The sequence below is a fragment of the Umezawaea sp. NPDC059074 genome, from assembly GCF_042738955.1.
GTDB lineage: Bacteria > Actinomycetota > Actinomycetes > Mycobacteriales > Pseudonocardiaceae > Umezawaea.
On record NZ_JBHYHC010000122.1, the window covers coordinates 1 to 17,624 of the forward strand.

Annotated in this window: 20 protein-coding genes; 12 read left to right on the top strand and 8 right to left on the bottom strand. The window is 72.1% G+C overall.

What is annotated here, in order from left to right; translation table 11 throughout:
* Window positions 1–3 precede the first annotated feature (3 nt).
* Together ACFWW9_RS36245 and ACFWW9_RS36250 are read right to left on the bottom strand one after the other, a co-directional pair.
* Window positions 4–1,464: an aldehyde dehydrogenase family protein gene (locus ACFWW9_RS36245; protein ID WP_390386841.1), complete on the bottom strand. Its 1,461-nt coding sequence runs from the start codon at window positions 1,462–1,464 to the stop codon at window positions 4–6.
* A 51-nt stretch (window positions 1,465–1,515) separates the two neighbouring features.
* On the bottom strand, window positions 1,516–2,238 hold the full coding sequence (locus tag ACFWW9_RS36250) for an aquaporin (protein WP_390386842.1): 723 nt from the start codon (window positions 2,236–2,238) through the stop codon (window positions 1,516–1,518).
* 168 nt (window positions 2,239–2,406) lie between these two features.
* Here ACFWW9_RS36250 and ACFWW9_RS36255 point away from each other — a divergent pair, with 168 nt between their 5' ends.
* Window positions 2,407–4,050 (top strand): IclR family transcriptional regulator C-terminal domain-containing protein, encoded by a 1,644-nt coding sequence (locus tag ACFWW9_RS36255; protein WP_390386843.1) that lies wholly within the window; start codon window positions 2,407–2,409, stop codon window positions 4,048–4,050.
* A 113-nt stretch (window positions 4,051–4,163) separates the two neighbouring features.
* The gene (gene ribA, locus ACFWW9_RS36260; RefSeq protein ID WP_390386845.1) at window positions 4,164–4,790 is read left to right on the top strand and encodes a GTP cyclohydrolase II; all 627 of its coding nucleotides are present in this window, start codon (window positions 4,164–4,166) and stop codon (window positions 4,788–4,790) included.
* Window positions 4,791–4,886: 96 nt separating this feature from the next.
* On the opposite strand, the gene ACFWW9_RS36265 is transcribed toward ribA, so the two are convergent.
* On the bottom strand, window positions 4,887–5,711 hold the full coding sequence (locus ACFWW9_RS36265) for an alpha/beta fold hydrolase (protein ID WP_390386846.1): 825 nt from the start codon (window positions 5,709–5,711) through the stop codon (window positions 4,887–4,889).
* Between the two features lie 97 nt (window positions 5,712–5,808).
* Between ACFWW9_RS36265 and ACFWW9_RS36270 the strand changes: the two genes are divergently transcribed.
* A complete protein-coding gene (locus tag ACFWW9_RS36270) occupies window positions 5,809–6,405 on the top strand; it encodes a TetR/AcrR family transcriptional regulator (protein ID WP_390386847.1) in 597 nt (198 codons plus the stop codon).
* On the opposite strand, the gene ACFWW9_RS36275 is transcribed toward ACFWW9_RS36270, so the two are convergent.
* The 3 genes from ACFWW9_RS36275 to ACFWW9_RS36285 form a co-directional block, all read right to left on the bottom strand.
* The gene (locus tag ACFWW9_RS36275; RefSeq protein WP_390386849.1) at window positions 6,402–6,926 is read right to left on the bottom strand and encodes a TetR family transcriptional regulator; all 525 of its coding nucleotides are present in this window, start codon (window positions 6,924–6,926) and stop codon (window positions 6,402–6,404) included. The genes ACFWW9_RS36270 and ACFWW9_RS36275 overlap by 4 nt on opposite strands.
* Window positions 6,927–7,073: 147 nt before the next feature.
* Complete coding sequence (locus tag ACFWW9_RS36280) at window positions 7,074–8,042, bottom strand: helix-turn-helix domain-containing protein (RefSeq protein ID WP_390386851.1); 969 nt, start codon at window positions 8,040–8,042, stop codon at window positions 7,074–7,076.
* A 20-nt stretch (window positions 8,043–8,062) separates the two neighbouring features.
* Window positions 8,063–9,052: an alpha/beta hydrolase gene (locus tag ACFWW9_RS36285; protein WP_390386852.1), complete on the bottom strand. Its 990-nt coding sequence runs from the start codon at window positions 9,050–9,052 to the stop codon at window positions 8,063–8,065.
* Window positions 9,053–9,175: 123 nt separating this feature from the next.
* Here ACFWW9_RS36285 and ACFWW9_RS36290 point away from each other — a divergent pair, with 123 nt between their 5' ends.
* The 3 genes from ACFWW9_RS36290 (at window position 9,176) to ACFWW9_RS36300 (ending at window position 12,049) form a co-directional block, all read left to right on the top strand.
* Window positions 9,176–10,054, top strand: a complete 879-nt coding sequence (locus tag ACFWW9_RS36290; protein WP_390386854.1) for a LysR family transcriptional regulator — start codon at window positions 9,176–9,178, stop codon at window positions 10,052–10,054.
* Between the two features lie 70 nt (window positions 10,055–10,124).
* Window positions 10,125–11,180 carry a tartrate dehydrogenase gene (locus ACFWW9_RS36295; protein WP_390386855.1) on the top strand — a complete coding sequence of 352 codons (1,056 nt, stop codon included), beginning with the start codon at window positions 10,125–10,127 and terminating at the stop codon, window positions 11,178–11,180.
* The gene (locus ACFWW9_RS36300) at window positions 11,177–12,049 is read left to right on the top strand and encodes an alpha/beta fold hydrolase (protein ID WP_390386856.1); all 873 of its coding nucleotides are present in this window, start codon (window positions 11,177–11,179) and stop codon (window positions 12,047–12,049) included. Before ACFWW9_RS36295 ends, ACFWW9_RS36300 begins: the two co-directional genes overlap by 4 nt.
* On the opposite strand, the gene ACFWW9_RS36305 is transcribed toward ACFWW9_RS36300, so the two are convergent.
* Window positions 12,018–12,395, bottom strand: a complete 378-nt coding sequence (locus ACFWW9_RS36305; protein WP_390386857.1) for a VOC family protein — start codon at window positions 12,393–12,395, stop codon at window positions 12,018–12,020. The two genes, ACFWW9_RS36300 and ACFWW9_RS36305, sit on opposite strands and share 32 nt — an antisense overlap.
* A gap of 57 nt (window positions 12,396–12,452) precedes the next feature.
* Between ACFWW9_RS36305 and ACFWW9_RS36310 the strand changes: the two genes are divergently transcribed.
* Both ACFWW9_RS36310 and ACFWW9_RS36315 read left to right on the top strand, forming a co-directional pair.
* A complete protein-coding gene (locus tag ACFWW9_RS36310; RefSeq protein ID WP_390386858.1) occupies window positions 12,453–13,211 on the top strand; it encodes a TetR/AcrR family transcriptional regulator in 759 nt (252 codons plus the stop codon).
* A 19-nt stretch (window positions 13,212–13,230) separates the two neighbouring features.
* A complete protein-coding gene (locus tag ACFWW9_RS36315; RefSeq protein ID WP_390386859.1) occupies window positions 13,231–13,674 on the top strand; it encodes a hypothetical protein in 444 nt (147 codons plus the stop codon).
* Window position 13,675: 1 nt separating this feature from the next.
* Here the strand turns inward: ACFWW9_RS36315 and ACFWW9_RS36320 are convergent, their stop codons facing one another.
* The gene (locus ACFWW9_RS36320; protein WP_390386860.1) at window positions 13,676–14,098 is read right to left on the bottom strand and encodes a hypothetical protein; all 423 of its coding nucleotides are present in this window, start codon (window positions 14,096–14,098) and stop codon (window positions 13,676–13,678) included.
* Between the two features lie 45 nt (window positions 14,099–14,143).
* Between ACFWW9_RS36320 and ACFWW9_RS36325 the strand changes: the two genes are divergently transcribed.
* The 4 genes from ACFWW9_RS36325 to ACFWW9_RS36340 all read left to right on the top strand — a co-directional run bounded on the left by ACFWW9_RS36325 (window position 14,144) and on the right by ACFWW9_RS36340 (window position 17,513).
* Window positions 14,144–14,551: a hypothetical protein gene (locus tag ACFWW9_RS36325; protein ID WP_390386861.1), complete on the top strand. Its 408-nt coding sequence runs from the start codon at window positions 14,144–14,146 to the stop codon at window positions 14,549–14,551.
* Window positions 14,552–14,656: 105 nt separating this feature from the next.
* On the top strand, window positions 14,657–16,744 hold the full coding sequence (locus ACFWW9_RS36330; protein ID WP_390386862.1) for a glycoside hydrolase family 2 protein: 2,088 nt from the start codon (window positions 14,657–14,659) through the stop codon (window positions 16,742–16,744).
* 52 nt (window positions 16,745–16,796) lie between these two features.
* Entirely contained in the window at window positions 16,797–16,997 is a 201-nt protein-coding gene (locus tag ACFWW9_RS36335) for an antitoxin (protein ID WP_390386863.1), read from the top strand.
* 165 nt (window positions 16,998–17,162) lie between these two features.
* Window positions 17,163–17,513: a YciI family protein gene (locus tag ACFWW9_RS36340; protein WP_390386880.1), complete on the top strand. Its 351-nt coding sequence runs from the start codon at window positions 17,163–17,165 to the stop codon at window positions 17,511–17,513.
* Window positions 17,514–17,624: the final 111 nt, after the last annotated feature.

The following is a 17,624-nucleotide window of genomic DNA, read 5'->3' on the forward strand; positions in this document are numbered from 1 at the left end:
GGTCTAGAACGGGAAGTGGTTGTGCTCGCCCGCGACGGTGATCCAGCGGGTGTTCGTGAACGCCTCCACCGCCCAGCGGCCGCCGAACCGGCCGTACCCGGTGGACCCGACGCCGCCGAACGGGGCCTGCGGCTCGTCGTCCACGGTCTGGTTGTTGACGTGGACGATCCCGGTGCGCAGCCTGCGGGCGAGGGCGAAGCCGCGGCGGGTGTCCTCGGTGAGCACTCCCGCGGTCAGGCCGTAGTCGGTGTCGTTGGCGAGGGCGACGGCCTCGTCGTCCGAGTCGACGGTGAGGACCGTGACGACCGGCCCGAAGATCTCCTCGCGGTGGACGCGCATCTCCGGCGTCACCTGGTCCAGCACGGTCGCGGCGTACCGGGTGCCGTCCGGCTCGCCACCGCCCGCGCGGACCCGAGCGCCGAGCGCCACGGCGTCCTGCACCAGGTCGGCGACCCGCTTCGCGGCCCGGTCGTTGATCACCGGGCCGACGACCGTGCCCGGATCGGCCGGGTCGCCGTGCGGGAGCGCCGCGACCTTGGCCGCGAGCTTGGCGGTGAACTCCTCGGCGATCGAGCGGTGCACCAGCACCCGGTCGGCGGACATGCAGATCTGGCCCGCGTTGTGGAAGGCGCCGAACGCCACCGCGTTCACCGCGTAGTCGACGTCAGCGTCGTCCAGCACCAGCACGGCGTTCTTGCCGCCGAGTTCCAGCACGGCGGGCTTGAGGTGCTGGGCGGCGGTCGTGCCGACGATTCGGCCGACGTTCGTGGAGCCGGTGAAGTTGACGACCCGGACGCGCTTGTCCGAGATCAGCGCCTCGGCGACGGCGGCGGCGTCCTCGCGGGCGTTGGTCACGACGTTGAGCACGCCCGCCGGGAGGCCCGCCTCGCGCAGCACGTCGGCGAGGAACAGGCCGCAGGCGATCGGGGCGTCCTCGCTGGGCTTGAGGACGACGGTGTTGCCGACGGCGATGGGCACGGCGACGGCCCGGATGCCCAGGATCAGGGGCGCGTTCCACGGCGAGAACGCGCCGACCACGCCGACCGGCTGGCGCACCGCCAGTGACAGCTGGCCGCCGGTGTCGCTGGTCAGGACCTCGCCGACCGGCTGGGAGATCGCGGCGGCCGCCTCGCGCAGGATGTTCGTGGCCAGTGCCGCGTTGAAGCCCGCCCAGCCCGCCACCCCGCCGACCTCGCCCGCCATGACCGCGATCGCGTCCGCGGTGCGGGCCTCGAAGACGTCGGCCGCCTTGAGGAAGATCGCGCGCCGGGCCGACGGGGGCGTGGCGGCCCACGCCGGGAACGCCGCCTCGGCCGCGTCGACCGCGCGGGTGATGTCGGCGGCGCCGCCCGCGGCGACCGTCGCGTAGACCTCGCCGGTGTACGGGTTGAGGTCCTGGGTGGTGCGCCCGTCCAGCGCGGGCACGTCCTCGCCGCCGATGAACAGTTCGCGGGTGATGGTCACGAGGTCGCTCCTAGGGTCGTTCTCATTCGAACAAAATGGGGAAACGTCGACTCACACCTGTGACGGTGAGACCGACCTTCGCACGGCGCGGAGCACGAGCGCGACGACCAGCGGCGCCACCACGGGCGCGGTCAGGTAGATCCACAGCCCGTGGGTCTGCCCGGCGAACAGCGCGGGCCCGAGCTGGCGGGCCGGGTTCACCGAGGCGCCGCTGACGGAGGCCAGGAACGCGATCGTGAGGCCGACCCCGACCCCGATGACGACCGGCACGAACCGCGCGGTCTCGGGGCGGGGCAGGAAGAACGAGACCACGACGAAGATCGCCGCGACCGGCAGCGACTCGGCGAGGAACAGGCCGACGTCGCCGAGCCCGGAGCCCACGGCGGCGTAGCCGACCTGCGTGACGGCGGGCCCCCAGACCAGCCGCGCGAGGCCCGCGCCCGCGATGGACCCCGCCAGCTGCGCCACCACGTACGGCACGACGGCCGCGCCGGGCAGCCCGCCGCCGAGCCAGACGAACAGCGTCACGCCGGGGTGCATGTGACCGCCGGACCGGTGGCCGAGCGGGCTGTACATCAGGCCCGCGATCAGCACCGCCACCAGCGCCCCGGCCACCGCGAACAGCGCGGAGGGGTTCGCGATGGACAGCGGCGACGCCGGGTGGCCGAGCCAGCGGACCAGGCTCACCACGACGAACAGCAGCGTGGTGGTGAGGACGAACTCGAACGCCGCGTGGCGGGCGATATCAGCACGGGTGAGCGCTGGACTGCTCATGGAGGGCTCCTTCGACCTGATGAGCGGGTGTTCGCCTGGCGAAATTTATTTCGCTAAGCTTGCAGCGGAGTGTGGGCCCGGCGACCCAGATGCGTCAAGAGGCGCACATCTACGATGTCGGGAGCACCGTGGCCACAAAGGTCCGGTCCTGATCGGACGGGGTCTGACGTGCGGGAACCGGCCGAGGACACCGCGGGCCCGTTCGAACGGGGCCTCGCGGTGCTGCACGCGGTCGCCGCCGAACCCGAGCCCCGGATGCGCCGCGTCGACCTCACGAAGGCCACCGGCCTCGCCCGGTCCACTGTGGACCGGATCACCACGACGTTGCTGCACCTGGGTTTCCTGCGCGCCGAGGGCCAGGACCTCGTGCTCGCGCCGCGCGCGATGGAACTCGGCAACGCCTACCTCGCGTCGTGCGGACTCGTCGGTCCACTCGCGCCACTCGTGACGCGGCTCGCGGACGAGCTGGACGAGTCGGTGTCGCTGGCCGTGCCGGACGCCGACGGGGCGCGGCTCATCGCTCAGTCCACCCGACGCCGGGCCATGTACCTCGCGTTCCACGTGGGAGGCCTGCTGCCGGACGACCGCAGCGCCGCGGGCGTCGTGCTCGCGACCACGTGGGAGGAGCACCGGTACGAGGCGTGGCGCGACCGCCGGACCTCCGACCCGCTGGACGCCGGGTTCCCCGCCGTGCCGACGCTGACCGACGCGTCACCGGACCGCGAGGCCGAGTTCCGCGCGCGGGTCGCCGAGGCCGCGGTGCAGGGGTGGTCGCTGGACGACCAGTGGGTCGAGCCGGGCCTGCTGGCCATCGCCGCGCCCGTCCACGATCCGGGCGGACGGCAGGTCGCGGCCGTGAGCGTGCTCAGCCACACCAGCAGGCACACCGCGAAGTCCTTCCCGGACGCCGTGCTGCCCGCGCTGCGGGCGGCCGTGCGGGACATGGAGGCCGCGCTCCGGCGGCCGCACGCGTCGGACGAGCGGGCGGTGCCGACGGCGGGTGAGCTGCGGTCCACGAAGGACGAGCTGGGCATGGAGTTCCTGGAGACGCTGGCGCGCGGGATCGCCGTGCTCAAGGCGTTCCGGTTCGCGCCCGGCGGGCTGACGATCTCCGCGGCGGCCGCGGCGAGCGGCCTCCCCCGCGCCACCGCCCGGCGGGCGCTGCTCGTGCTGCGGGAGACCGGGTACGCGGAGAGCGACGGCAGGCTGTTCACCCTGCGGCCGACCGTGCTGGACCTCGGGTACTCGCGGCTGTCGTCGCTGACGCTGGCCGAGATCGCCCAGCCGCACCTGGCCGACCTCGCGGCCGTCGTCGGCGAGTCGGTGTCGATGGCGGTCCTCGACGGCGACCAGGTGCGGTACGTGGCGCGGGTGGCGACCACCCGGATCATGCGGATCGACATCGCGATCGGCACCCGGTTCCCCGCGTACGCCACGTCGATGGGCCGCGTGCTGCTGGCGGGCCTGCCGGCCGCCGAGCGGGCAGCGGCGCTCGACCGGGCCGACCGGACGGCGTTGACCCGGCGCACGCTCGTGTCCACCGAGGACCTGACGGCCGCGGTGGGGGCCGTGGCGGCGCAGGGCTGGGCGATGGTGGACGAGGAGTTGCAGGACGGGCTGCGGTCGTTGGCCGTCGGGGTGCGCGACCGGGCCGGGACCGTGGTGGCGGCGGTGAACATGGCGCTGCACGTCGGCCGCGACACTCCCGAGGAGACGGTCGACCGGCTGCTGCCGCCGTTGCGCGAGGCCGCCGCGCGGATCGAGGCGGACCTGGCCGTGGCGTTCGACCAGGCCCAGCTCGTCGTCCTCTGACCGGCGTCTCGACAGGCTGTGGCCAGCGCCACAGTCATCGTTCAAATTCAAACTACCGGCGTAGTGTCGTTCCGGTAGTTGAAATACGAACTTGTCGTCGATCGGAGCCCGCCATGACCGCCTCCCTCACCGCCCGCGCCACGGTTCGCACCAGCGTCCGGGTCCCCCTGCGGTTCGGCGACGGCTTCTCCACCGCGGCCGACACGGTGACCTTCCACGGCCTCGCCGACCAGGCCGAGCACGTGGCACTGGTCTTCGGCGACCCGGCCGCCAGCCCCGCGCCGCTGGTGCGAATGCACTCGGAGTGCCTGACCGGCGACGTGTTCGGCTCGGCCCGCTGCGACTGCGGCCCCCAGCTCCGCGAAGCCGTCGAACGGCTGTCGACCGAGGGCGGCGTGCTGCTCTACCTGCGCCAGGAGGGCCGGGGCATCGGGCTGTACAACAAGCTCGACGCGTACGCCCTCCAGGACCGCGGCCTGGACACCTACGAGGCCAACAGCGCGCTCGGCCTGCCAGAGGACGGCCGCGACTACACCGCCGCCGCGCAGATGCTGACCGCGCTGGGCATCGACACCATCGACCTGCTGTCCAACAACCCCGACAAGGGCGCGCAGCTGGAGTCGCACGGCATCACGGTCCGCAACCACGTGCCGACCGGCGTCTTCGAGACCGCCAGCAACGTCGGCTACCTGCGCGCCAAGGTCGAGCACACCGGCCACACCATCGCACTCGCCGTCTGACCCCACCGGGAGAACAGATGCACCGCTCCGCACCGCCCTGGCGCCACTGACACCGAACGCCGATCGTCCACTGAGGACGATCGGCGTTCGCGCGTCCTAGCGCAGGAAGTCCCGGACCACGCCGCCGAACTCCTCGGGGTGCTGGAACAGGAACGCGTGGCCCGCGTCGCCGTAGAGCACCACCCGCGAGTCCGCGACGCGCGTGCCCGCCGCGTACGTGTCGTACGAGGTGACCATGACGTCGTGCGCGCCGTTGGCGTACAGGGCGGGAGCCCGCAGTTCGGGCAGCCGGGACCACGCGCCGCCCGCCACCCACTTCTGGATCGCGGCCCACTGGGTGCCGACGCCCTCCAGCGGCACGTCGGCGCCCGAAGCGGACAACCGCGCGTCGAGCCTGCGCAGCGACGCGCGGCCGAGGTCCCACGCCTCCTCGGGGAAGAAGAGGAACAGGAAGTCCTCGTCGCCGTTGCGCTCCCCGCTCACGGCCGCGCCGACCTTCGCGGTGATCTCGTCGGGGAAGGCGGGCGAGTCGGGCACGCCACCGGGCGACGAGCCCGCGACGATCAGCTTCCGCACCAGCTCGGGGTGGTCGAGCGCCACGCTCTGCGCGACGAACCCGCCCATGGACCACCCCAGCAGGTCGACCTCGGTCAGGCCGAGCGCGCGGAGGAACCGGACCGCGCCCGCCGCCATCGCCTCGACGCTGTCCGGGATCCGCCCCTCGGAGGCGTTGACGCCCTCGTTGTCGAAGACGACGACCCGGCGCTCCTTGGCCAGGTCGTCGAGGAACGCCGGGTCCCAGTGGTCGATCGTGCCGCGGAGGCGGTTCAGCAGCACCAGCGGGACACCGCCCTCGGGTCCGAGGACGCGGTAGGCGAACCCGTCGGCGTACTGGGTCTCGGCTTGGTCGGACTGGAACATGCTCGACTCCTCGGTCAGCTCGTGGTGTCGTTAGATTATGGCCAACATCTATTCTCGTCAAGCGGTTCGATGATGGGTGTCATATATACTGGTGGGCATGGGACGGGCATCACGCGCCGACGCGGCCGCGCACCGCGAACAGGTCGTCACCGCCGCCGCGCGGCTCTTCCGGGAACGCGGCGTGCACGGCGTCAGCCTGTCCGACCTGATGGCCGACGTCGGCCTGACGCACGGCGGCTTCTACCGCCAGTTCGCCTCGAAGGAGGCGCTGGCCGCCGAAGCCGCGGCGGCCGCGCTCGACGAGCGGGGCCGGGAGATGCTGGGGTTCACCGAGCGCCACCCCGACGACCACACCGCGGCCCGCCGGGAGATGCTGGACGACTACCTGTCCCCCGAGCACCGCGACGATCCGGGCACGGGCTGCCCGACCACCGCGTTGGCGGGCGAGGTCGCCCACGAGGGCGCGGACAGCGCGCTGCGCGCCACCTACACCGAAGGAGTGCGCGGGTTCGTGCTGAAGCTGGCCGACTTCGACGACGACCCGACCGACCGCGACCACCAGATCACCACGCTGTGCACCATGGTGGGCGCGCTCATGCTGTCACGGGCCACGGCGGGCGACCCGATCTCGGACGAGATCCTGGACGCCGCGAAGCGCCTGCTGGCGGCCCCGAATCCGTCCACAGTGGACTAACCGCGTCGAGGGGCCACCACGGCGAACGCGCGGTCGACGAGGACCTCCATCCCGACCGCGCCGTCGGCGGCCGTCCAGGCCTGGAACGCGGCGTCGAGGCACGCGAGGCCCGCCGCCACCAGCGCACGGGGGCGGGGGTCGCGCGGGTCGTCGGACAGGCCCAGCCTGGTGGCGATCTCGGGGATGAACAGGTCCTGCCAGCGCGCCTGCTTCTCCTGCTGGCGGGCCTTGAGCGACGGGGTGTCGCGGAGCATCCGGCCCAGGCTCAACGCCTGCCGCGGGGCGTTCTCGTACGCGGCCCGGCAGCCCAGGCGCAGGGTCTCCCACGGGTCCTCGTCGACCGGCCGGTCCGCGAGCGTGCGGGCCATCGACCGCCCCAGCTCGTCGAGGTGCCCCAGTACGACGTCCTCCTTGGTCGGGAAGTAGCGGAAGAAGCTGGTCCGCGACATTCCGGCGGCGCGGGCGATGTCGTCCACCGTCGTGCTGTCGAAGCCGCGTTCGGCGAAGAGTTCCAGCGCCACCACCGAAACCTCGGCCCGCATCGCACGTCTTGCCCTGTCTCTCAGACCGGTCGTCTCGCTCACGAAATCCAATGCTACGGCCTGCAACCGCTTGCAGACATGGATTGTTGCGAGGGAAAGTGCCGCTCAACCGTCCACAATGGTCTGCTACGGATGTTGATGCAGGCGGCGTAGGGCGACTGCAAGTTGCAGGCGCAGTTTTCCAGCGGGATCCCGAACCGACCAGCCGAGCAGTTCCTCCACGTGGGCCAACCGGTCCTGCAACGTGGAGTGGTGCACCACCAACGTCGTGGCGGCGGTGCGGAGGCTCGCGGTGGTCGCGACCGCGACGAGCGTGGCCAGCGCCCACGGCGCCGTGGACCGGGCGCGTTCGAGGTCGCGGACGTCGGAAATGGGCTCGCTGCCGGGACCGACGGTCGCGGCGAGCACGGCCAGACCGCCCAGTTCGTCGGCGTGCACGACGCTCGGGCCGGGGTCCTGCTCGTCGCCCTCCGCGGCGAACCGCAGCGCCGTCCTGGCAGCGGCCCACGACGACGGCAGGTCCGCCACCGGCACGGTCGGGCCGACACCCGCCCTGGTGGAGGGCACTTCCTGGTCCGCGGTCAGCACCTTCGCCCGCCCACCGTCCACGGCGACGGCCCTGGCCGTCGCGCCGAGACCGAGCCTGCGGGCGGCCCGGAGCCGGGACCGCTCGTCGACCGCGGCGTCCAGCACCGCGGCCACGTCGTCGGCCGGAGCGGGACCACGGGTCCGGGCGAGCGCTCCACGCGCCGCCGACAGGGCCCGTTCGAGGACCATCGCCTCGACCGGGCCCGCCGGGCCTGCGCGTTCGAGCCAGAGGGCGGGCGGACCGCCGGGGTGCAGCGGGGCGCTGAGCCACGCCGGGTCGGGCGGGCCCGCGTCCGGGTCGACCACGCCCTTGGCGTCGACCCGGACGCTCACCCCGCGCTCGTCGTCGACGAGCCGGGCGGGACAGCCGGTGAGCACGGCGGCGCCCCGCACGATGGGTTCCAGTCCGGCGCGGCCCTCGACCAGGCGGTCGAAGTACGCGATCACCTTGATCGCGGCGCCCGCGTCGGGATCAAGCGCGCTCAGCCTGCCGACGAGGTCTTCCACCAGTTCATCTTGCCACCGGATCAGGCGCCGAGTACCCGGCGCAGCCACGGACCGCGCGGGCCGGAGGCGGTCCGCGAGATCAGCGCGTTCGGCGCCAGCAGCTCGAAGCCGTGGAACCCGCCGGGCCACACGTGCAGCTCGGCCTCGCCGCCCGCCGCCCAGATGCGCGACGCGTACGCGACGACCTCGTCGCGGAACGTCTCCGCGGAACCGACGTCGAGGTAGGTGGGCGGCAGTCCGGAGAGGTCGGTGGCCCTGGCGGGAGCGGCGTACGGCGACACCTCCGGTCCGCCGCGCTCGTCGCCGAGCAGCGCGGTCCAGCCCATGTCGTTGGACGTGCGGTCCCAGATGCCGCGGCCGACCATCTGCCGGGCGGACACCGACTCGTTGCGGTCGTCGAGCATCGGGCAGAACAGCAGCTGCGCGGCGAGCGCGGGGCCGCCGCGGTCGCGGGCCATCAACGTGGTCGCGGCGGCGAGGCCGCCACCGGCGCTGGCGCCGCCGATCACGACGCGCTCGGGGTCGAAGCCCAGCTCGTCGGCGTGCTCGACCGTCCACAGCAGACCGGCGTAGCAGTCGTCGACCGGGACGGGGTGCTGGTGCTCGGGGGCGAGCCGGTAGTCGACGGACACGACGACCAGGCCCAGCTCCTGCGCGAGGTCGAAGGCCTTGGTCGAGTCGGCGCCGCGGTTGGTGCCCATGACCATGCCGCCGCCGTGGACGTAGTAGAGCGCGCCGAGCAGGGGTCGCGAGCCGGTCGGCTTCAGCACCAGCAGCGGGACGTCGCCGTGCGGTCCGGGCGCGGTCCGCTCGGACACCTCGAACGCGCCGTCGCGGGCGAGTTCCTCGTCCGACGCGTCGCGCAGGCCCATGCCCTCGCGCATCAGCGGGATGAGGTCGGCGGTGATCGTGCTGGGCAGGTCCGCCAGCGTCTCCAGCGCGGCGGCCAGCTCGGGGTCGAACGGCGGCGGCGGGCCCACGCGGGTCGAGTCGGATTCGGTGGTGGTCATCGGAATCTCCTCGGGTTCGGGCCACCCCGGTGTGGCCACCACACCATCGTCGGCCCGTCGACAGCCCGGCCGACAGTGCCACGCGGCGGGCAGGAACCGCCACTTGGCGGTTAGGGTCGGCCGGTGGACGCGCGGCGGTTGGAGCACTTCCTCGCCGTGGTCGACCACGGCGGGGTGCACCGGGCGGCGCAGGCGCTGTTCGTGGCGCAACCCTCGCTCTCCCAGTCGATCCGCGCGCTCGAACGGGACCTGGGGCACGACCTGTTCCACCGCGTCGGCAGGCGGCTGGTGCTGACCCAGGCCGGTCACGCGCTGGTCGAGCCCGCCCGCCAGGTGGTGCGCGGGCTGGCGGCGGCGCGGTCGAGCGTGGAGGCGGCGGCGGGCCTGGAGACCGGTCGCGTCGAGGTCGCCGCGATGCCGTCGCAGGCCGTGGAACCGCTGAGCGGCATGGTGCGGGCGTTCACCGAGCGGCACCCCGGCATGACGGTCGGGATCAGGGCGGCGGCCACGGCGGGCGCGGTCGTCGAGATGGTGCGGACCGGCGTGACCGAGGTCGGGCTGCTGGCGAGCGGCGAGCCGCTGACGTCGGCGGGCGTGGTGCTGGAGGCCATCGGCACGCAGCGGTTCGTGCTGGTCACGCCCGCCGACTGGCCAGCGCCCGCGAACGGGGTCGTGCGGCGGGCGGACCTCGCGGGACAGCGGCTGGTCGTCGGCCAGGTCGGCACGGGGATGCGCGCGCTGGTCGAGGAGATCCGCGCGGACGGCGTGGAGCTGACCGAGGTCGTGGAGTCCGAGCACCGCGAGGCGATCCTGCCGCTGGTGCTCGGCGGTGTCGGCGTGGCGGTGCTGGCCGACTCGTGGACGCCGCTCGCCCGGCTGTCCGGCGCGCTCGTGCTGGACCTGGAGCCCCCGGCCCACCTGCACCTCGCGCTGGTGTCGCGGCGGGAACCGGTGACGCCCGCCGCGGAGGCGTTCCTGGCCGTGGCCCGCGGCGTCCGATAGGCCCGGCCTATCTCCACGACCGGGTTCCGGTCTTGGACGCGGACCCCGTGGAACTGGTGCGATCGAGGGCATGAGCACCCATCGGATCGCCCTCGTCCCCGGCGACGGCATCGGTCGCGAAGTCGTCCCCGCCGCCCGCGTCGTGCTGGACGCCGTCGGCGCCCGCCACGGCGTCGCGTTCGCCTACGACGAGTTCGACTGGTCGTGCGAGCGGTACCTCCGCGAGGGCGCGATGATGCCCGCCGACGGCCTGGAGCGGGTGCGCCACCACGACGCGATCTTCCTCGGCGCGGTCGGGCAGCCGGGCGTTCCGGACCACATCTCGTTGTGGGGCCTGCTGATCCCGATCCGGCGGCGGTTCCGGCAGTACGTCAACCTGCGGCCGATCCAGGTGTTCGAGGGGCTGGAGAGCCCGGTGCGCGGGGCGCGGCCCGGCGAGGTCGAGTTCGTGGTGGTCCGGGAGAACGTCGAGGGCGAGTACAGCGAGATCGGCGGCAGGCTCAACCGCGGTTTCCCCGAGGAGATGGCGGTGCAGGAGTCGGTGTTCACCCGCGCTGGCGTGACCCGCGTGCTCGACTACGCGTTCACCCTCGCCGCGACCCGGCGCGGGCACGTGACGTCGGCGACGAAGTCGAACGGGATCGTGCACACGCTGCCGTTCTGGGACGAGCTGGTCGCCGAGCGCGGCGCGCTGCACCCCGACGTCCGCTGGGACCAGGAGCACATCGACGCCCTGTGCGCGAAGCTCGTGCTCGACCCGGCCCGCTTCGACGTGATCGTCGGCTCGAACCTGTTCGGCGACATCCTCAGCGACCTCGCGGCGGCCGTCGCGGGCGGCATCGGCATCGCGCCCGCCGCGAACATCAACCCGGAGCGGGAGTTCCCGTCGATGTTCGAGCCCGTCCACGGCTCCGCGCCGGACATCGCCGGACGCGGGATCGCCAACCCGATCGGCGCGGTCTGGACGGCGGCGATGATGCTCGACCACCTCGGCCACCCCGAGGCGGCGGCCGAGGTGGAGGCGGCCATCGCGACCGTCCTGGCGACGACCGACGTCCGCACCCCCGACCTCGGCGGCACCGCCACGACGGAGACGTTCACCCGCGCACTGCTGGAGGCGTTGTGAAGCTGGAGTCCTTCACCTACCGGACGGTCAACGGGATCAACTGCGCCGTCGCGGGCGACGGGCCGCCCGTGCTGCTGCTGCACGGCTACCCCCAGACCCACCTGATCTGGCACCACGTCGCCCCTCGGCTCGCCGCCGACCACACCGTCATCGCCACCGACCTGCGCGGCTACGGCGACAGCCACAAACCCGCCACCGGGCCCGCCGGGTACGCGAAGCGGGTGATGGCCGCCGAACAGGTGGAGGTGCTGGCCTCACTGGGTTTCGACCGGTTCGCCGTCGTCGGCCACGACCGCGGCGGCCGCGTCGCGCACCGGATGGCGCTGGACCACCCGGACGTCGTGACGCGCCTGGCGGTGCTGGACATCGTGCCGACCCTGCACGCCTACGCCACCGCCGACGCCGCGTTCGCCCAGGGCTACTACCACTGGTTCTTCCTCACGGCGGGCGGCGGCATCCCGGAACGGCTGATCGGCGGCGACCCGGAGTTCTGGATCCGCGCCCGGATGACCGCCCGCCACCACGGCGGCACGCCGTTCGACCCGGCCGCGATGGCCGAGTACGTCCGCTGCTTCTCCGACCCGGCAGCCATCAGCGCCTCCTGCGACGACTACCGGGCGGCGGCCACGATCGACCTGGAGCACGACTCGCCCGTCCGCCGGGTGGCGTGCCCCGTGCTGGCGCTGTGGGGCGGGCAGAGCTTCGTCGGCCGGACGTACGACGTGCTCGACGTGTGGCGCGAGTACGCCTCCGACCTGCGCGGCGAAGCCCTGCCCGCCGACCACTACCTCCCGGAGGAGGCCCCGGAGGCGACGACCGCCGCGCTCCGGGCGTTCCTCACGCGTTCCAGTCCACCAGCTGCACGATGACGCCGTTGGGGTCGCGGACCTGGAAGGCCCGCTCGCCCCACTCCTCGGAGGTCAGCGGCATGGTGATCGCGACACCCTCGGCCCGGAGCCGGGCCAGCTCGCCTTCGAGGTCGTCCACGACGAAGGCGAGGATGAGGCCGGTGGCGTGCGCGTCGCGCTGGTCGTCCGGCAGCGTCGACAGGCCCCGACGCAGGAAGATGACGTTCAGGCCCGCGTCGTCGCGGGTCAGCGAGGCGAAGCCGTCGGCGGCCATGACCTCGTGGAAGCCGAAGTGGTCGATGAGGAAACGGGTGGAGGCGGACACGTCGTCGACGGTGAGGGACACAGCGGAAGAGGTGATCTGCACGAGCGCTCCTTTTCTCTGTACGTTGTACATTGTACCTTGTAAAAAGTAAGGATTCCCGTGGCTGCCGACCGGACGAGCGCGGGCGACCCCGCCCGCACCCTCCACCTGCTCTGGCGCGACCCCGCCGCCGTCCCCCGCCGTGGCCCCAAGCAGGGCCTGACGGTCGACGCGGTGGTCGACGCCGCCACCGCCCTGGCCGACGCCGAGGGCCTGGACGCGCTGACGATGCGCAAGGTCGCCCAAGCGCTGGGCGTGGTCGCGATGACGCTGTACACGTACGTGCCCGGCAAAGCGGAACTGCTGGACCTGATGCTGGACGCGGCGTACACCCGCATGCCCCGCACGTCCCTCGCCGACCTGCCGTGGCGCGACCGGCTCGGCGCGGTGGCCCACGACAACCGATCGCTGTTCGAGACCCACCCGTGGGCCGCGCGGGTGTCGACCACCCGCCCCCTGCTGGGCCCCGGCCAGATGGCGAAGTACGAGCACGAGCTGACGGCGTTGGACGGTCTTGGCTTGACGGACGTGGAGATGGACTCGTCCCTCACCTACCTGCTGGCGTTCGTCCAGGCGTGGGCCCGCTCGGCGGCCGACGCCCGCGCGGCGGAGGCGGACAGCGCGATGACGGACGACCAGTGGTGGGCGGCCAACGCCCCGTTGTTGGAACGCGTCCTGGACCCTGCGACGTATCCACTGGCGACGCGCGTGGGGACGGCGGCGGGCGAGGCGCACGGCACCGCGTACGACCCCGATCAGGCTTACCGGTTCGGGTTGGAGCGGGTGCTGGACGGCTTGGCGGTGCTGGTGGAGCGGTAGCGGCCTAGGGTTGGTCCCCATGCGCAACGAGGCCATGAAGGCGTTGGACGTTCTGGTCGGGGCTTGGCGGACGACGTTGAGCAACGCGTGGTTCCTGGAGCCCGCCGACCTGGAGGTGCCGGGGTCGGCGGCGGTGGAGTGGCTCGCGGACGCCGTCGTGGTGTTCCGCTGGACCATGGAAGGCGACGTCGGCAAGGCCACCAGCGAGATGGTCCTGGTGCTCGGCCGCAGTGACGCGAACGACGCCTACACGGCCCTCTACCACGACGAACGCGGTGTGTGCCGGGTCTTCGCCATGGAGTTCGACGGCACCCGCTGGACCCTGACCCGCGAAGACCCGGACATGTTCCAGCGGTTCGTGGCCGACGTCGAACCGAACCGGCTCACGGGCCGCTGGGAAGCCTCCGACGACCAGGGCACGACCTGGCGCAAGGACTTCGACCTCGTGTTCGACCGGGTCTGACTCAGTCCTGGCGGGTGAGCACCAGGTGGACGTGGTGCCGAACCGGCACCGTGCCGCCGAGCCGGACGATCGTGCGGCGCAGATCGGCCAGCAGCGGTTCCAGGCGGGGGCCGAGGCGCTGGTGGTCGCTGATCGTGGCCACGGTGGCGATCCACTCGTCGACAGTGACCACTCGGTCCCAGCGGTAGGTCCGCGTCTCCTCGGAGCCGAGGCCCACGGTCGGCGGCCGTTCCGGGATCGAGCGCCACACCTGCACGACCTCCGGCGCGTGGACGCGGTACACGGCGTCAAGCACCTCGACCACGGCCTCGTCGACGGTGAACCCGTTCCAGAACCGGGCGAGCGCCCCGCCCGGCGTCCGCAGTGCGGCGGCTTTGGCGAGTCCCGCGACCGGCTCGATCCAGCGCCACGAGTCGGCGAACACGAGCAGGTCGAACCGACGACCGTCCTCGGGTCACTCGGGCCGCGGATGATCGCGCTGGCCGGCGAGCGGACGATGGGCGCGTTCCCGTTCGGGATGCCGGTCGAGCACACCGCGGCGGCGCGAGAAACCCTGGGAGCGAAGGGGTTCCTCGGCGTCGACATGGCGGCGGTGTTCGACCGCGACCGGGAACGCGGTCGGCGGTTCGCCCGGTCGTCGGTGCCGGACTTCCTGCCGAACCGGGAAAAGTCGTTGCGGGCACTGGGATACGCGGTGGACCATCCGGACGAGCGGCTGGCCGACGCGCTCGTCGTCGCGGGTGACGTCGACCGGATTCTCGGACGCGTCCGGGAGCACCTCGACGCGGGAGCCGATCATGTGGCGCTGCACGTCCTGGCCTCGGAGGGGCCGAGAACCGTTGTCGCGTGGCGGGAATTGGCCACGCACCCGGCGTGACGAGACGGGCACACGTCGTTGACGCGCTTGTTACGTCGCCACTAGCGTCCTGATCCGTTCAACCCGCGAGACGGTGTTCAGGTACGTGAATCTTGAGGTGGTGTCGTGGCCCGGTCCCGGTTACTCGTCCTCGTTCTCCCCGTCGTACTGGCTCTGACGAGTTTCGCCTTCGTCCCAACGGCTTCCGCCTACGCGCCACCGGCACTCCGGCAGCAGACCAACCTGGACGCGGGCTGGCGGTTCCTGCGCGCCAACGCGACCGGGGCCGAGACTCCGGCGTTCAACGACGGGTCGTGGACCGCGACGAGCGTCCCGCACACCTGGAACGCGTCCGACGGCCAGGACGGCGGCGCGAACTACTACCGGGGCGTCGGCTGGTACCGCAAGCACTTCACGCCGCCGACCTCGTTGTCCGGCAAGCGGTTGTGGCTCCAGTTCGACGGCGTGAACACGGTCGCGGACGTGTGGGTCAACGGCGTCAAGCTCGGCCAGCACCGCGGCGGCTTCGCGGCGTTCCGCTACGACGCCACGGAGGCGTTGAAGCTGGGGCAGGACAACGTGGTCGCGGTGAAGGTGGACAACGCCTCCTACCCCGACATCGCGCCGATCACCGCGGACTTCACGTTCTTCGGCGGCATCTACCGCGACGTGTCGCTGGTGGCGGTGGACAAGCTCGGCGTGCGGATGGGCGACTACGGCGGCCCCGGCGTGTACCTGCGCCAGCGGGCGCTGAGCACCGCGTCGGCGAGCGTCGAGGTGACCACCAAGGCGTGGAACAACTACACCACCTCGAAGCGGGTGAAGCTGCGGACCGTCGTGGCCGACCGCACCGGCGCCGTCGCGGCCGAGACGACGTCGGCCGTCCGGACCGTCACGGCCGCGACCGGCTTCGACACCGTGCAGACCGTGACGATCCCCGCGCCGCACCTGTGGCAGGGCAAGGCCGATCCGTACCTGTACCGGGCGAGCGTGGAGGTCGTGGACGCCGATTCGGGCGCGGTGACCGACGTCGTCACGCAACCGCTCGGCCTGCGTTCGTCCACTGTGGACCCGAACACCGGTTTCCGGCTCAACGGCAAGCAGCTGCCGCTGCACGGCGTGAACGCGCACCAGGACCGGCTGAACCAGGGCTGGGCGACCACGCCCGCGCAGCAGCGCCAGGACTTCGACCTGATGGACGAGATGGGCGTCAACGCCCTGCGGACCGCGCACTACCAGCAGTCCGAACAGGTCTACGACCTCGCCGACGAGCGCGGGTACGTCGTCTGGTCGGAGATCCCCCTCGTGGACCGGATCACCGACAGCGCCGCGTTCCGGGCCAACGCCCAGCAGCAGCTCTACGAACTCATGCGGCAGAACTTCAACCACCCGTCGATCGTGTTCTTCGGCATCGGCAACGAGCAGAAGCTCAGCGACACCGCCACGAACGGCCTGCTGGACACGCTGTCCGGGCAGGTCGCGGCCGAGGACTCCGGGCGGCACTCGGTGTACGCCAGCCACCTCGGCGACCTCGACCCGCTGTCCGGGCACACCGAACTGGCCGCGTACAACAAGTACTTCGGCTGGTACAGCCTCCCGGCGACCGGACCAGGTGCGTGGGCCGACCAACTGCACGCGAAGGACCCGGCGCGCAAGATCGCGATCAGCGAGTACGGCGCGGGCGGCAGCGTGAACCAGCACGAGGAGAACCCGGCCCCGCCGGTGACGACGTCGCGCTGGCACCCCGAGGAGTACGAGACCCTCGTGCACGAGAACTCGTGGGCGCAGATCAAGACGCGGCAATACCTGTGGGGCTCGTTCGTGTGGAACATGTTCGACTTCGCCGTCGACAGCCGCTCGGAGGGCGACACGCTCGGCCGCAACGACAAGGGCCTCGTCACCTACGACCGCGCCACCCGCAAGGACGCGTTCTACCTCTACAAGGCGAACTGGACGGACACCCCGTTCGTGCACCTCAACAGCTCGCGGTGGACGCAGCGGACGGCCGCGAACACCACCGTCCGGGCCTACGGGACGACCGACGCGGTGTCCCTGACGGTCAACGGGGTGCAGGTCGGAGCGCCGAAGACCTCGGCCGACCACATCTACACGTGGCCGATCACGCTGAAGGCCGGGGCGAACGTCGTCACGGTCAGCGGCACCCGCGGCGGGCAGACCTATACGGACACCGCGACGTGGACCCTGACCTCGTAGGGAACCATTCGGCGGCTCCCGGACGTTGAACGGACGTCGAAGGGAGAGCGGAATGGCCATGTTGCGCAAGCTCGCGGTACTCGCCACGGCGGCTGCCGCGGCCAGGAAGTACGCCCAGAAGAACCCCGAGAAGGTGAGCAGACTCGCCGACCAGGCGGGGACGTTCCTCGACCGGCAGACCAAGGGGAAGTACCACCACCAGATCGACGGCGCGGTGCGGAAGGCCAAGAACGCCTCACGACCGGGCTACTGACGTCCCCGAACGGCCGGATCGCTCCCAGCGGTCCGGCCGTTGGCGTTTCCGCAGGTCAGCAGAACTTCGCCCGGACGTGTCGATCCGGGCTGCCCTCGTTCGACGCTGGAGGTGCGGCAGGGTGAAGGCCCGCCGCCGAACCTCCGAGGAGCAGCTGTGCGTTTCATGGCGATCATCAAGGCCGACGACAGCTCCGAAGCGGGCAACCCGCCCAGCGAGGAGCAGATCACGGTCATGAGCAAGTACAACGAGGAGTCCGCGGCGTCCGGTGTGCTGCTCGCCGCCGAAGGCCTCTACCCCAGCACCACCGGCGCCCGTGTGCACTTCAAGGACCACAAGTCGACGGTCACCGACGGGCCGTTCACCGAGACCAAGGAACTCATCGCGGGCTACTGGCTGCTCGACGTGAAGTCCCTCGACGAGGCGCTCGCGTGGGTCCGGAACATGCCCACCTTCGACGGCCACGAGGCCGTGGTCGAGGTCCGCCGGGTGTTCGACGCCGCCGACTTCGAGTAGCGCCCTCCCCCGAACGCGGCCGGATCGCTTCCAGCGGTCCGGCCGTTTTCGCAGGTCAGGGGGCTGGAAAAGTTTCTCGAAGAAAATCCGGCGGACGTGTCGATCCGGGGG

Coding starts and splice junctions, on each gene's coding strand:
- ACFWW9_RS36270 (WP_390386847.1), top strand. CDS start 5,809: ATGGGACGGGCATCACGCGCCGACGCGGCCGCGCACCGCGAACAGGTC.
- ACFWW9_RS36340 (WP_390386880.1), top strand. CDS start 17,163: ATGGCGATCATCAAGGCCGACGACAGCTCCGAAGCGGGCAACCCGCCC.
- ribA (WP_390386845.1), top strand. CDS start 4,164: ATGACCGCCTCCCTCACCGCCCGCGCCACGGTTCGCACCAGCGTCCGG.
- ACFWW9_RS36295 (WP_390386855.1), top strand. CDS start 10,125: ATGAGCACCCATCGGATCGCCCTCGTCCCCGGCGACGGCATCGGTCGC.
- ACFWW9_RS36325 (WP_390386861.1), top strand. CDS start 14,144: ATGATCGCGCTGGCCGGCGAGCGGACGATGGGCGCGTTCCCGTTCGGG.
- ACFWW9_RS36250 (WP_390386842.1), bottom strand. CDS start 2,238: ATGAGCAGTCCAGCGCTCACCCGTGCTGATATCGCCCGCCACGCGGCG.
- ACFWW9_RS36335 (WP_390386863.1), top strand. CDS start 16,797: ATGGCCATGTTGCGCAAGCTCGCGGTACTCGCCACGGCGGCTGCCGCG.
- ACFWW9_RS36315 (WP_390386859.1), top strand. CDS start 13,231: ATGCGCAACGAGGCCATGAAGGCGTTGGACGTTCTGGTCGGGGCTTGG.
- ACFWW9_RS36265 (WP_390386846.1), bottom strand. CDS start 5,711: ATGTTCCAGTCCGACCAAGCCGAGACCCAGTACGCCGACGGGTTCGCC.
- ACFWW9_RS36285 (WP_390386852.1), bottom strand. CDS start 9,052: ATGACCACCACCGAATCCGACTCGACCCGCGTGGGCCCGCCGCCGCCG.